General features: G+C 52.0%; 13 protein-coding genes. All 13 read left to right on the forward strand.

Annotation, left to right across the window (positions count from 1 at the left end):
* The first annotated feature begins 32 nt into the window (after positions 1 to 32).
* The 13 genes from QOY30_RS07480 (at position 33) to QOY30_RS07540 (ending at position 13,144) form a co-directional block, all read left to right on the forward strand.
* Complete coding sequence (locus QOY30_RS07480) at positions 33 to 1,223, forward strand: type II secretion system F family protein (RefSeq protein ID WP_283744005.1); 1,191 nt, start codon at positions 33 to 35, stop codon at positions 1,221 to 1,223.
* Complete coding sequence (locus tag QOY30_RS07485; protein ID WP_283744006.1) at positions 1,220 to 2,923, forward strand: GspE/PulE family protein; 1,704 nt, start codon at positions 1,220 to 1,222, stop codon at positions 2,921 to 2,923. The genes QOY30_RS07480 and QOY30_RS07485 overlap by 4 nt, the downstream gene beginning before the upstream one ends.
* 130 nt (positions 2,924 to 3,053) lie before the next feature.
* A complete protein-coding gene (locus QOY30_RS07490) occupies positions 3,054 to 3,743 on the forward strand; it encodes a hypothetical protein (protein WP_283744007.1) in 690 nt (229 codons plus the stop codon).
* Positions 3,744 to 4,271, forward strand: coding sequence for a PilN domain-containing protein (locus QOY30_RS07495; RefSeq protein ID WP_283744008.1), 528 nt, complete (start codon positions 3,744 to 3,746; stop codon positions 4,269 to 4,271).
* Positions 4,272 to 4,498: 227 nt separating this feature from the next.
* On the forward strand, positions 4,499 to 4,927 hold the full coding sequence (locus QOY30_RS07500) for a GspMb/PilO family protein (RefSeq protein ID WP_283744009.1): 429 nt from the start codon (positions 4,499 to 4,501) through the stop codon (positions 4,925 to 4,927).
* Entirely contained in the window at positions 4,924 to 5,478 is a 555-nt protein-coding gene (locus QOY30_RS07505; RefSeq protein WP_283744010.1) for a hypothetical protein, read from the forward strand. Before QOY30_RS07500 ends, QOY30_RS07505 begins: the two co-directional genes overlap by 4 nt.
* Positions 5,479 to 5,509: 31 nt before the next feature.
* A complete protein-coding gene (locus QOY30_RS07510; RefSeq protein WP_283744011.1) occupies positions 5,510 to 7,807 on the forward strand; it encodes a secretin GspD/PilQ domain-containing protein in 2,298 nt (765 codons plus the stop codon).
* Complete coding sequence (locus tag QOY30_RS07515; RefSeq protein WP_502958685.1) at positions 7,804 to 8,295, forward strand: type II secretion system protein; 492 nt, start codon at positions 7,804 to 7,806, stop codon at positions 8,293 to 8,295. Before QOY30_RS07510 ends, QOY30_RS07515 begins: the two co-directional genes overlap by 4 nt.
* Positions 8,296 to 8,311: 16 nt before the next feature.
* Positions 8,312 to 8,692: a type IV pilin protein gene (locus tag QOY30_RS07520; protein ID WP_283744012.1), complete on the forward strand. Its 381-nt coding sequence runs from the start codon at positions 8,312 to 8,314 to the stop codon at positions 8,690 to 8,692.
* A gap of 32 nt (positions 8,693 to 8,724) precedes the next feature.
* Positions 8,725 to 9,276 (forward strand): type II secretion system protein, encoded by a 552-nt coding sequence (locus QOY30_RS07525; RefSeq protein ID WP_283744014.1) that lies wholly within the window; start codon positions 8,725 to 8,727, stop codon positions 9,274 to 9,276.
* A 28-nt stretch (positions 9,277 to 9,304) separates the two neighbouring features.
* Positions 9,305 to 9,964 (forward strand): response regulator, encoded by a 660-nt coding sequence (locus tag QOY30_RS07530; protein ID WP_283744015.1) that lies wholly within the window; start codon positions 9,305 to 9,307, stop codon positions 9,962 to 9,964.
* Positions 9,965 to 10,023: 59 nt separating this feature from the next.
* On the forward strand, positions 10,024 to 10,671 hold the full coding sequence (locus QOY30_RS07535; RefSeq protein ID WP_283744016.1) for an SCO family protein: 648 nt from the start codon (positions 10,024 to 10,026) through the stop codon (positions 10,669 to 10,671).
* A 568-nt stretch (positions 10,672 to 11,239) separates the two neighbouring features.
* The gene (locus QOY30_RS07540) at positions 11,240 to 13,144 is read left to right on the forward strand and encodes a multicopper oxidase domain-containing protein (RefSeq protein ID WP_283744017.1); all 1,905 of its coding nucleotides are present in this window, start codon (positions 11,240 to 11,242) and stop codon (positions 13,142 to 13,144) included.
* Positions 13,145 to 13,150: the final 6 nt, after the last annotated feature.

A 13,150-nucleotide genomic window follows, 5' to 3' on the forward strand; every position in this document is an offset into this window, starting at 1 on the left:
GCAGATGCAAAGTAACGGAGCGGGGGAACGCGATGCAATTTGAAATCAAGGCGCTGCGAGCGAATGAAGGGCTGACCACCTTTGCTTTGGACGCCACCGATATGAGCGACGCCAATCTTCAGGCCAAGTCTCAAGGCTATACAGTCATCGGGATAAAACCTAAATCATCCTTGATACCATGGCTAAAGCACAGGAAGTCAAACTTTCCTGTTGTGCTGTTTAGCCAGGAGTTGTTGTCGTTGCTGGATGCCGGGCTTTCCCTGATCGAAGCCCTGGAAACATTGTCGGAAAAAGAGCTTCGGCCAGAAATCAAAAAGACGTTGACGCAAATCATAGCCACTCTTTACGAAGGACATACCTTGTCCTATGCCCTGGAAAAATCGGAGGCAAATTTTCCGCTGCTGTACATTGAAACCGTTCGGGCCAGCGAAAAGACAGGTGCATTGTCCGAGGTCATGATGCGGTACATCGCATATCAAAACAAAATCGATAGCGTCAGAAACCAGCTGGTAAGCGCCATGATTTACCCGCTGCTGGTAACCTTGGTTGGCGGGCTGGTGATGTTGTTTCTGATGCTTTATGTGGTGCCGCGCTTCAGCAAAATCTATCTCGAGATCGGTACCAACATTCCATTCATGTCGAGGATGTTGATGAGCTGGGGACTCTTCCTGGCGAATCACGGCTGGCAGGTATTGGCCGACACGATACTCCTGGTTGGGGTGCTGGCGTATGCATCGGTTCGTCCGGTATCGAAACAGTGGATGATGCGCAAGCTATGGCTGACGCCAACGATAGGTGCTCGTCTTCGTCTTTACCAGCTGGCCAGGTTTTACCGTTCACTCGGTATGTTGTTGCGAGGCGGGATGCCGGTGGTTCCGGCATTGCGGATGGTATCCGGACTGTTGCAGCTGTCATTGCGTGACCAATTGGCGCAGGCAACAGCTTACGTACGCGAGGGCCGCTCTATTTCCCAAGCCATGGAGGTGCACGGACTGACCACGCCAGTGGCATTGCGCATGCTCCGCGTCGGTGAGCGCACCGGGCAGATGGGAGAAATGATGGAGCGTATCGCAGCCTTCTATGAAGAAGAGACTGCGCGCTGGCTGGAACGTTTTATCAAGGTGTTTGAACCGCTGTTGATGACCTTTGTCGGGGTGGCCATCGGCGTCATCGTTGTGCTGATGTATTTCCCTATCTTCGAACTCGCAGGGAGCATCCAATGAACCAGCCGCGGGACATCGGGATTGAAACAGAGATCGCGTTTTCACCGGATCAGGTTCGCGAGGCCCGTGCGGCCGCTATGCAAAGCAAACGCCGCATAGTAGAGGAGATGGAGGAGCGAGCCGGTCTGGGAACGTCGGAGTTCATCTCGGTATTGGGCTGCACGCTGAACTATCCAACCTATTCCATGAGTGAGTTGTATCAGTTAACACCGGCATTCGATGCACTTCCCTTTTCTGAAGCAGTCGAACGCGAGTGTTTGCCGCTGAAGGATGACGAAAAACTGATCCTGGTGATGTGCGATCCTTTCGATGTCAGCTTGCAGGCGTGGGCAGAGCAGCGTATTCCTTTCGCTTCATTTGGCTGGGGCCTGTCGAGTCGTGCCGACGTGTTGGCTTACCTGGCACGATATGAGGAAACATTGCGCGCCATGGATAGTCTTCTTTCGGCTGGAGTTGAGTCGAAGGCATCCACACCCGGTGTCGAGCATCTGTCGTTCAAGGCCATCAGCGAAGACAGCAGTCCGGTCGTCAAGCTCGTGCATTCGACAATTTATGATGCACTGAAGGTCTTGGCGAGTGATATCCACCTGGAAACAATTCCGTCGGGATTGCTTATCAAGTACCGTATTGACGGTGTGTTGACGCAGGTTGGGTCTATCGCCGGACTGGAGAATGCGGAGCAGGTGATCTCGCGGGTCAAGGTCATGTCGGAACTCGACATTGCCGAGCGGCGTGTACCTCAGGATGGCCGTTTCAAAGTGTCGGTGCAGGGACATGAAGTCGACTTTCGCGTTTCGATCATGCCGAGTATTTTCGGAGAGGATGCCGTGCTGCGTATCCTCGACAAACAAACCCTCACCGACAACATCAAGGGACTGAGCCTTAGCAATCTGGGGTTCGACGAAAAATCCATTAAAAGCTTGCGCCTGCTATCCAATGAGCCTTATGGCATGTTGCTGGTCACCGGACCAACCGGTAGCGGGAAGACTACGACGCTTTATGCGGCCATCTCGGAAATAAACAATGGGCAGGACAAGATCATCACTATTGAGGATCCCGTCGAGTACCAGCTGCCGGGGGTGTTGCAAATCCCGGTCAACGAAAAAAAGGGGCTCACCTTCGCACGCGGGCTACGTTCCATCCTGCGTCATGATCCGGACAAGATCATGGTCGGTGAGATCCGCGACGAGGAGACAGCACAGATCGCGGTCCAGTCTGCCCTGACCGGCCATCAGGTATTCACCACAGTTCATGCCAACAACGTTTTCGATGTCATTGGCCGTTTTACCCATATGGGAGTCGACCCCTACAGTTTTGTTTCCGCCATGAACGGCATCGTGGCTCAGCGCCTGATACGGGTGAGCTGTTCCCACTGTGCCACTGAAGCCTATCCGGACGAACAACTGATTGCCGATTCATGTCTCAAGCCCGAAGACATCGAAACCATGAAATTTCGCGCCGGAACAGGCTGCGGGCAATGCCGCGGTACCGGTTTCAAAGGACGCAAGGCGATTGCCGAAATACTGTTTCTGAATGATCAGATACGTGAACTTATCATTACCCGCCAACCCATGCGCTTTCTCCGTGAGGCTGCCAGGAACAATGGCACGCTGTTTCTGCGCGAGTCCGCAATAGCCTTGGTGAGAAGCGGTGAAACTACATTACAGGAGATCAATCGTGTCACTCTTGTCACGAAATGAATTGGATGTTGTTCTTTATCCGGAACGGGTTGCGTTTCTTCATACCGGGCGCAGGATGACATTGCGCGGACACAGGACTGAGACCTATAACGATAAAACTGTTCCTTGTGGAACTGCAGTGGAAAGCGAAATGCCTTGGCAAAACGCAATCAGGACGCTTGAGGCGGCGTTGCCAACGATTATCCAGGGCAGGCCTGCTGTAAGCGTGACTCTTTCCAATCATTTCATGCGGTATCTGCTGGTTCCATGGCTCGACAAGATGAGCGATGAGGAAGAAATGGCCTTTGCCCGGCATTGCTTCAAGGAAACATACGGTAACGCAGCCGATTCATGGAGTGTACGCATCAGCCCGGGGCGAGCCGGAGTCGCAACACTTGCCAGTGCGGTAGATTCAAGGCTTCTCGAGGAGTTGCGTGATTCCGTGGAACGCCTGGGTTTGAATATCAAGTCTATCCAGCCCCATCTGATGGCTGCATTCAACAGTTGCCGGCCCAGTCTGGAAGGGCATAGTGCATGGCTCGCACTTCTGGAGCCGGGCAGTCTTTGTCTTGCCGCGTTACAGAAAGGGCAATTGAGCTGGATAAGAACACTGCGCATCGGTGTTGCATGGAACGAGGAACTATCAACGATTTTGCAGCGGGAAGCCTATCTGGCAGATACCGGAGTGGATATGGACGAGGTCTTCTTGTGGGCTCCACATTTTGATGCATTGGATATCCAGACAGTGGGGCGCTGGAAGTCCGAGCGTTTCAAGCCAGGTGAAAACCCCGGTCAAAAATTGGCATATGGCTTCCTCAAAACATTGGCAGTGGAGCATTGAATGACGCAGCTATTTCTGGATTATCAGCGCAGCAACAAGCTATTTCCCTGGGCAGGAATGATTCTGCTGTTGTTGTCTTTGGGCTTGCTGGCCCTTGCTGATATCTACTACCAGAATCTGACAGAAAGAATTTCCTATTGGGAATTGAAGTCCGGTCAGTCCCAAAAGGCTACAGGACGAAAAACGGGAAACAGTCCGCGCGAGATCAATGATATGGCGCTGGAAATCAAACACGCGAACGATGTGTTGAACCAGATCACCCTGCCGTGGGACAAGTTGTTTCAGGCAGTCGAATGGTCATCGGGCAAGGACGTTGCTTTGCTGACCATAGAGCCCGATGCGGAAAAGCATGTCGTGAAAATCAGCGGCGAAGCAAAAAATATCGAAGCGGTCTTGAACTACGTTGGACACCTGTCGGACCAGGAAATCTTTAACAGTGTGTACCTGCAGAGCCATCAGGTACAGGAGCAGAACCCGGAAAGACCGGTACGTTTTGCACTGATCGCCACATGGAAGGATACGTTGTGAAAAATATTTTCGCCAGATTGCGGAATGTGATCCGGAAATCTCCGACAAGCGGCATCCTTCCGAAGGCGGGTGGTGGCAAATTTAGACGTTCCTTAGATTTGTTGTCGGAAAGTCCGCTGTGGGCGAGACGGCGCTGGTTGCAATTTTTTGGCTGGCCGGGCGCGGCAGGGGCCGGATTGATGGCCATGTGCATGGCCTTGTATTTATCTACCATTCAGCCGGCACAAATGAGACTGAATGAGGCGCATGAGAATGCCGATTCAATCCAGGAACGGGTGAAACGCGCTGCAAAAGGACTCAATCGAAGTGAACTCACGCAGGCTGAGCAACTTGCCGAGTTCTATCAGATATTTCCCAACGAAAAAACCCTTTTGCCCTGGCTGGAGAAAATTTTTACTTTGGCACAGCGCCAGGGAATCAGTCTGGATCAGGGCGAGTACAAAGTGACGCACGACAGGGTAGGAAGACTGATGCGATTTCAGATGACTCTGCCCATCAAGAGCGAGTATCCGCAAATCAGGAAATATCTCAATAGCCTGCGAGCGGAAATTCCAATCGTATCAATGGAACATTTGCAGTTCGAGCGCCAGAAAGTCGATGACCCGGTGGTAGAGGCCAAAATCAAGCTGGCGCTGTATCTGGGGCATGAGCCATGAAATGGCCGACACGCAAGACTTGGCCATTTATCGGCTTGACAGCCATAGCTGTCGTCATTGCCTTCCCTCCAACAGGAGAGCAGGGCAAAGCTGCTGCAAAGGTCAATAATGACTTGCAACAATCCGGATCGGCTTCGTCCGAACCGGCTACCAAGCTGCAACCTGCCCAGCAAGAGCGAATTGAACTCGAGCGGCTGAGCCAGCAAAAAAATAATGCTGTGAGCCGCAAGACTGTTGCCAATGCCTTTAGTCCGACTTCCTGGTATGTCGCACCGCCGCGTCAACAGGATCCGTCTCCGCAGCCTCCGCCAATACCGACTGCACCGCCGTTGCCGTTTACCTATATGGGGCGCTATGAGGATCCGCCGAAGCTGCTCGTTATTTTGGCTATAGGCAACAAAATGTATACCGTTTCAGCAGGAGAGATGATCGACGAGAAATATCGCGTTGATCGGATTACCGACAGTGCAGTGGAGCTTGTATATCTGCCTCTGAATATCAGTCAATCGATCAGCACGATCGGGGTGCCGGAAAATGCTCAACACCGCTAAGGTGCTGAAGTGCTTAACAGGAGGCCACGAAATGAACCAGTTAGCTATATCGCTCAAGCGGGGGAGAACAGCGTTGCTATTCATCGTGGTCTTGCTGGCAGCATGCGCTTCCGCGCAAAGGCTGCACGATGAAGGGTTGGCGCTACTGGATGAAGGCAAAACCATGGAGGGCCTGGCGAAGCTGCAGGCATCCATAAAAGAAGAGCCGGATAATGCGGGCTATCGCGCGTCCCTGGCAAGAAATCGCGATCTGGCCATCAACCGGCTGCTGGCTGTCGGGAATAACGCGCGCATTGCCGGACATCCCGATGCAGCACAAACGGCGTATATGGAGGTATTGAAGATCAATGCGAATAACGCCCGTGCCAAAGAGGGACTTGCTGCATTGGAAATGGATAATCGTCACAGCAAGATCATCGCCGAAGCAAGAGAGCTTTTGAAAAAGGGTGATCTGGATGCGACGCGCGATGCCCTGAGACCTGTGTTCCTCGAAAATCCTGTGCAAGCTGAAGCGCTGGAGATCCAGCGCAAGATTGACGAATTAACGGAAAAAGAAAGGTCGGCAGGTCCTTCGCTTACCGCAAAGTTCAAGAAACCCGTCACCCTGGAATTCCGTGATGCCAATGTGAAGATGGTGTTCGAAGCACTGTCGCGCACCAGTGGCATCAATGTATTGCTGGACAAAGACGTGAAACCGGATCTCAAAACCTCGATATTCGTCAAAGATGCCTCGGTGGAGGACGCAATTGATTTGATCTTGCTGCAAAACATGCTGGAGAAAAAGGTCCTTAATGACAACACCGTATTTGTCTATCCGAATACGCCCGAAAAAAACAAGGATTACCAGGAACTCAAGGTCAGGAGTTTCCATTTGACCAACGCCGACCCCAAGCAAATGGTGGCGATGCTCAAAGCGCTTCTGAAAACCAGGGATATATACGTCAATGAAAAAACCAACTCCATGGTCATGCGGGATACGCCGGAGGCAATCCGCTTGGCAGAGAAAATGGTTGAAGACCAGGATATTTCAGAGCCTGAGGTGATGCTGGAAGTCGAGGTGCTTGAGGTCAACCGGTCCCTCACAGATCAACTGGGGATCAATTGGCCCAGCACGTTTTCAGTCGCCACAACGGGAACAACTCTCAATGATTTGAAGCACCAGGATGCAGCTACCATTACTGCATCCACTCTGGGAGCAACGCTTGATCTCATGCTTCAGGATTCAAGCACCAATATTCTGGCCAGCCCGCGCATCCGGGCGCGCAATCACGAGAAGGCCAAGATCATGATCGGCGACCGCGTCCCGATCATAACAAACGCGGTGACACCTATTTCGACCGGCACGCCGGTCGTGACCGGTAGCATTCAGTACCTGGACGTCGGTCTGAAACTGGAGGTCGAACCCGATATTCACCTCGATAATGAGGTTGCCATCAAGATCAATATGGAAGTAAGCACACTTGGTGCCCAGGTGCAAAATGTCTCCGGTTCGGTCGCCTACCAAGTCAGCACGCGCAATGCCCAGACTCTGTTGCAATTGAAGGATGGGGAAACACAGATCCTGGCTGGCCTGATTGATAACGAGGATCGCGCCAGCGCAGCCAAAGTACCCGGACTCGGCCAATTGCCGATATTAGGGCATCTTTTCTCCGACAACGGAGATAAAAACACCAAAACGGAAATCGTTCTTTCCATTACACCCCATGTCGTTGGCAAATCGCGTATCCCTGATGCCCGGAAAACGGAATACTGGTCCGGTACAGAGGCTACTCTACGGGACAGCCAGCTGATAATGAAACCCATTGGCGCCAGTTCAGCGGTAGCGATGGCGGTTATCCACCCGCCATTGCCTGCGCCAGCAGCAACGCCATTGCCTGCGCCAGTAGAAACGCCTGCTCCGGCAACTCCTTCACCGATGACGTTTTCATGGCAAGGCCCTACCCAGGCGAAGGTAGGAGACAAGATCAGCCTCATCCTCAATACACAGTCTGCGCAAGGTATGAACAATCTTGGCCTGCAGGTGAATTTCGATCCTGCCGTACTTAAGGTGGTCGATGTGGTCGAAGGAAATATTCTTAAACAGAGCAACATACAGTCAAAATTGACCACTTCCATAAACCAGGCCAATGGCCAGGTCGTGGTTGGTTTGGCGGGCCACGGTGCGAATGGTGCCATGGGAGAGGGCAGTATTGTCACGCTAACGTTCGAAGTAACGGGCGAAGCTCCGCAATCGAAGATCACGTTGACCCAGATTGAGCCAAATCGGGCCGGTGGACATGGACTGTCGTATAGCGCTCCGGTGCCGTACCTGATCGCGGTGAGCAAATGACCATGCGAAACGCCGGGCGACAAAGCGGATTTACGTTCATCGAACTCGCGATCACGGTTGCAATCGTGGCTTTGTTGGCGACTCTGGTATTGCCAATGACCGAGTTGGTCGTGAAGCGTGATCATGAACACGAACTGCGCCTGGCGCTTCGAGAAATTCGTACTGCATTGGATGCGTATAAAAAGGCGGTAAATGAAGGTCGAGTTATTTCCGAGATAGGCAAATCCGGCTATCCACCCCAATTAAAGGTTCTGGTGGATGGAGTAACCGACGAAAAGAGTCCGGACCACAATAGCAAAATCTATTTTCTGCGGCGTATTCCTCGGGATCCGATGAATCCCGATTCAAGCAAGTCTGATGAGGAAACCTGGGGCAAGCGAAGCTATGAAAGCAGCCCGGATGCGCCCGAGGAAGGCGATGATGTATTTGATGTTTACTCGCAGGCAACGGATGTCGGAATAAACGGTGTTCCATACAAAGACTGGTAAGGAGCGATTGCGAATAATGTCCCGATTCAAATGCAATGGATTCACTCTGGTCGAACTGTTGGTGGTCATGGCGATCATCGCCATTCTGCTGAGTCTTGCTGCGCCGCGCTATTTCGGCAGCGTGGACAAATCGAAGGAAGCAGTGTTGCGTGAAAACCTTGCCATGACAAGACAGGCAATAGATAAATTCTTTGGTGACAACGGCAAGTACCCCGATGCCCTGGATGATCTTGTTACCAAAAAATACTTGCGCAGTCTTCCCATGGATCCTTTAACGGGCAGCACTTCCACATGGACAGTTATTGCTCCGGATGGACCCGATAAAGGCGGTGTATTCGACATCAAAAGTGGTTCGCCCGACAAAGGTGTGGATGGCTCTGCATACAAGGATTGGTAATAAATGTTGTCGGTATTGGAAAGGGAAGCAGGATGAACGTCAGTTCGATATGCATGGCGCGGAAGAAAACGGGTGATGAGCAGGGTTTCACCTATATTGCGCTGCTCATTTTCATCGCCATCATGGGTGCAGGACTCGCTGCGACAGGCGAGGTATGGAATATGACGATAAAGCGGGAAAAGGAAGAGGAACTTCTCTTTGTCGGCAATCAGTTCCGCAACGCCATCACTATGTACTACTACCGTACCCCCGGTCAGTCGGGACGTTACCCGATGAGTCTGGAAGATTTGCTGAAAGACCCGCGTTATCCGGCTACAAAGCGATATTTGAGGAAGATTTATCTTGATCCGATAACCAATAGCACCAATTGGGAATTGGTCAAAGGACCGAACGGAGAGATTTTAGGTGTGCATAGCGCGTCGGAAGATGAGCCGGTGAAGAAAAGCAATTTCAGTTTTGCCGATCAAGGTTTCGAGGGACAAATGAAATATTCGGATTGGGCATTCATGATTTCCGCAAGATTTGTCCCGGCACCTGCAGTGGCGAATCCTTCAGGTACGTCGGTAAATCCTCTCAAACCATAAATTCGGTTAGCGAAAGAGTGGAGCAGTCATGAACGGGAAACACCGCATTATGATCGTCGAAAACCATACCTTGCTCAGGGCAGGGTTGCGAATGCTGTTGTCGCAGGATGACGAACTTGAAGTTGTCGGTGAAGCGGATAACGGTCGTGAAGCGATCAAGTTAGTCCTGAAGTTGGTGCCGCATCTGATACTTACGGATTTGAATATGCCCGGGATGAACGGCATCGAGGCGACCCGGGCCATCAAAATGCTATTGCCCGAAACCAAAATACTGGTACTAACCGCCCATAAAACCGATGAGTATATTCACGAAAGTCTTAAGGCCGGCGCTGATGGTTATATGCTAAAGGAAGCTACGCATAGTGAGTTGAGTGTCGCGATACATAGTATTTTGAATGGCAAGACTTACCTGAGCCCGGATATCTCGGAAAGAGTCATCAACGGTTACCTGAATCCAGGCAATACAGCGAGCCTCCCCAGCGCGTGGGATACGTTGACCTTCCGGGAGAGAGAGATTCTCAAGCTTGTTGCGGAAGGACATGCCAACAAGCACATCGCTGATTACCTTTGCCTGAGCGTCAAGACTGTAGAAAAGCACCGTTCCAACCTGATGAAGAAGCTGAATCTGCACAACGCATCGACCCTGACAGCGTACGCAATAGAAAAAGGGCTGGTGACGATATGCTGACCTCCCTGAATGATTCACGTTTTGCCAGACTTCATACTTGAATAAGGAGATTACGAAAAATGAAAACTGCTACCTATCCCTTTGCGCTAATTGCGCTTGTTATATTAGGTTCCAGCCCCTCAATTCCCGGGGCAGAGCTTGAAGATGCTGGCAGTATGCACGCTCATCATCACATGATGATGGAACAAACGAAACATCAAATTGCGGATTACAAATTACCGCAGATACAGCTAGTACGCGAGGATGGGAAAAATGTCTCTTTAATCGAAGAATTGAATGATGGTCGTCCATTGGTTTTGAATTTCATGTACACCACCTGCACCGAAATCTGCCCTTTAACGAGTAAAACTTTCGCCGAATTGCAGAATAAGCTCGGGAATGATCGTGATCGGGTGCACATGGTTTCGATCTCGATTGACCCGGAGCAGGATACGCCAGAAGTTCTTGCCAAATACGCCCATAAGTTTGGAGCAGGCACGCAGTGGCAATTCTATACAGGCACAACCGAAGCGAGCATTGCAGCGCAGCGATCCTTTGAAGTCTATCGTGGGGACAAGATGGAACACAATCCTGTGACTTTCATTCGCGCTGCTCCGGGAAAACCCTGGCTGAGGATCGACGGTTTCGCCAAGTCTGATGAACTGTTAAGCAGCTTGCGAGATATGGATGTCTTCAAGGATGAGCAGCATCCGGGAATCGCTTATTAAGAAGTGGGTTTTGCTCCTGCATCCAACAGTTTTATTGAAGATATTTCTATCGTTAAAGATAGATGGAACCCTGGCTAATTCGGATGGAGAGTTGATTGCTCGCCGCTGAATTTGTCATGGCGGTGTATCTGTACCGACGTAATTTTGACGCAGTTCAACAGTAGTAATTTATGCCCATCGAAATACAGTGTTCACCTGATAGGATTTTCTCAAGCAGTTACTAGAATTAGACCATACGGCGCTCAAACTGACTTGGCCAACCCAATGCCGTAGCAGGAGGTCATATGTTCACTGATCATATGTTATTCAGCAGGGTAACCGAGGTGCTTGGGGTCCTTGTCATGCTGTACTCATTTGCAATGAGAATTCAAAGCCGGAATCCGTTCTGGTTGCATCCGGCGTCAGGTTCCTGGACGCCCCTAAATAATAATTTTTATTTTTTCGCATTGCGCAATTGCGGCGCACTTTTATCAAATAACTTCAGATCTGGTGCGCACGTAACCAGGAAAAACTGCAATTTATTCCCGGCAGGGCGCCGAGCGTCCGCAAATGGGAAGGAGGAGACATCATGCTGAACTTTTCCTGCTTTGAAGAACGGCTACTGCTGGCATTAATATTGAGCGTCTTTGCGGGAGCGGCTGGCGCCACTTCGTTCCGGGTTCAATGTCCAAGCAACACGATTACGCATCCGTCGACACTCAACAATAACGATGCCGAACCTGCCTACATCAGTCCGACGACATTTGCGCTCGGTAGCAATGGGTATCAGGTGCCATCTGCGAACGTAAACGGCGCGATCAAGTGTCAACAAATCTCCGGCGGCGACGGTTACGCGACGATGGCCGACGGCACGCAAACGTTCATGTTCTCGTTCGGGCCGCTCTCCGGACTCGGGGCAATTGCGAACGGGCAACCTGGTACTGACTTCCCTAGCGCGTTCAACACGATGTACACAGGCACGTTCCAGCCTGGCGATCCGGCAGCGAGCGACGGAATTGCAGCCAACACGTGGCCCACGTGGCTCGGGTTTCCCCTCTCGACTGCAGGATTCACGTATAACGGCGCCGTCGGGCTGGCTCTCGATATTGCGAACACCGTCAACATCTACAGCATCAGTGAAGCCGGGAGCACGGTGACCGTGACTCCGAACGCGCCGTTGGGCGTAAATGTCGGCGATCAGGTTGTCATCGCAAACATCATTCCAGCAGGCTACAACGGGACCTTCACGGTCACTAGCGTCGGTGGTGTTCAGGGAACCGGCTTTCCGCCCAGCTATTCCTTCACGTATACCAATAATTCGGCCACCGGGCTGGCTGCGGCGACTGCATTGACCGTCGGCACCGCATCAACCCCACCGAGAATCGATGGTCACGTGGATCCGCGCCAGATCATGGACGTCGGCGTGATGAACGGTAATATTCCGGCACCCTTGATGGCGATCGACGAGGATGACGAATTCTTTCTCACGCTTTCCAACGTCGGGATGATCATGCGCCCAGACCTGTTCGAGCAGCATACGGTCCACTTCCACGGTTATCCCAACGCCTCCGCGTTCTACGATGGCGTGCCTGACGCCTCGGTCGCCATCAATATCGGCGGCAGCTTCACCTATTACTACCTTGCGCCTGACGCCGGCACCTACTTCTGGCACTGCCACATCACACCGCCCGAACACTTGCAGATGGGTATGGTCGGGCAAATCTATGTGCGTCCGCGGCAGAATCGGGTACCGGCCGGTAGCAGCCTTTATGCTGCATTGCGGCAACAAAATGGGATCGGCCCGACGCCCTTCTCTCCGAAAGATCTGCGCACGGTTTGCAATCCATCCGTCGATATTCTGTGCAGTACCAACATGCCGGTCATCAATACAGGTGTCGTCCAGGGCAACGATAAATTGGGTAACCCACAGAAGTATGCCTATAACGACGGAGACGGCTCAACTGCATACGATGTTGAGTACCCGATCCAGATTCACGGTTTCGACCCGAATTTCCACTTTGTTGGCATGACCTTCAACCCGGAAGCGTTTGTCGACATGAAGGACAAGTATTTCCTGCTCAACGGGCGCAGCTATCCCGATACAGTCACGCCCGGCCCGCTGGCGACACAGTCGGCAGATGGCAAAATGCATTACTCGCAGCCGCTGCCTGCCATCATCAACATACCTGCAGGCGGGAAGGCGCTTCTGCGCATTTCAGATCTGGACGTCTCGGAGTATCAGACGCTGGCTTCAATGGGTATTCCGATGAAGGTCATCGGCTTCAACGCCAAGCTGTTGCGCGATCAGGCCGGCAACAACATGTACTACACAACCAATTCGATCACCCTGGGGGGAGGCGAATCCCTCGACGTGATTCTGGACAGTACCGGCATTCCCGCGGGCACGTACTACCTATACACCTCCAACCTCGATCACCTGTCAAACGACGCCGAGAACTTTGGCGGGCTGATGACCGAGGTACACATCAACTAGGAGAAC

Origin of the sequence: Sideroxydans sp. CL21 (genome assembly GCF_902459525.1) — a bacterium.
Classification (GTDB): domain Bacteria; phylum Pseudomonadota; class Gammaproteobacteria; order Burkholderiales; family Gallionellaceae; genus Sideroxyarcus.

Excerpts from the sequence above, each read along its gene's own strand:
- QOY30_RS07480 (WP_283744005.1), top strand. The coding sequence starts at position 33 with ATGCAATTTGAAATCAAGGCGCTGCGAGCGAATGAAGGGCTGACCACC.
- QOY30_RS07485 (WP_283744006.1), top strand. The coding sequence starts at position 1,220 with ATGAACCAGCCGCGGGACATCGGGATTGAAACAGAGATCGCGTTTTCA.
- QOY30_RS07490 (WP_283744007.1), top strand. The coding sequence starts at position 3,054 with ATGCCTTGGCAAAACGCAATCAGGACGCTTGAGGCGGCGTTGCCAACG.
- QOY30_RS07495 (WP_283744008.1), top strand. The coding sequence starts at position 3,744 with ATGACGCAGCTATTTCTGGATTATCAGCGCAGCAACAAGCTATTTCCC.
- QOY30_RS07500 (WP_283744009.1), top strand. The coding sequence starts at position 4,499 with ATGAGACTGAATGAGGCGCATGAGAATGCCGATTCAATCCAGGAACGG.
- QOY30_RS07505 (WP_283744010.1), top strand. The coding sequence starts at position 4,924 with ATGAAATGGCCGACACGCAAGACTTGGCCATTTATCGGCTTGACAGCC.
- QOY30_RS07510 (WP_283744011.1), top strand. The coding sequence starts at position 5,510 with ATGAACCAGTTAGCTATATCGCTCAAGCGGGGGAGAACAGCGTTGCTA.
- QOY30_RS07515 (WP_502958685.1), top strand. The coding sequence starts at position 7,804 with ATGACCATGCGAAACGCCGGGCGACAAAGCGGATTTACGTTCATCGAA.
- QOY30_RS07520 (WP_283744012.1), top strand. The coding sequence starts at position 8,312 with ATGTCCCGATTCAAATGCAATGGATTCACTCTGGTCGAACTGTTGGTG.
- QOY30_RS07525 (WP_283744014.1), top strand. The coding sequence starts at position 8,725 with ATGAACGTCAGTTCGATATGCATGGCGCGGAAGAAAACGGGTGATGAG.
- QOY30_RS07530 (WP_283744015.1), top strand. The coding sequence starts at position 9,305 with ATGAACGGGAAACACCGCATTATGATCGTCGAAAACCATACCTTGCTC.
- QOY30_RS07535 (WP_283744016.1), top strand. The coding sequence starts at position 10,024 with ATGAAAACTGCTACCTATCCCTTTGCGCTAATTGCGCTTGTTATATTA.
- QOY30_RS07540 (WP_283744017.1), top strand. The coding sequence starts at position 11,240 with ATGCTGAACTTTTCCTGCTTTGAAGAACGGCTACTGCTGGCATTAATA.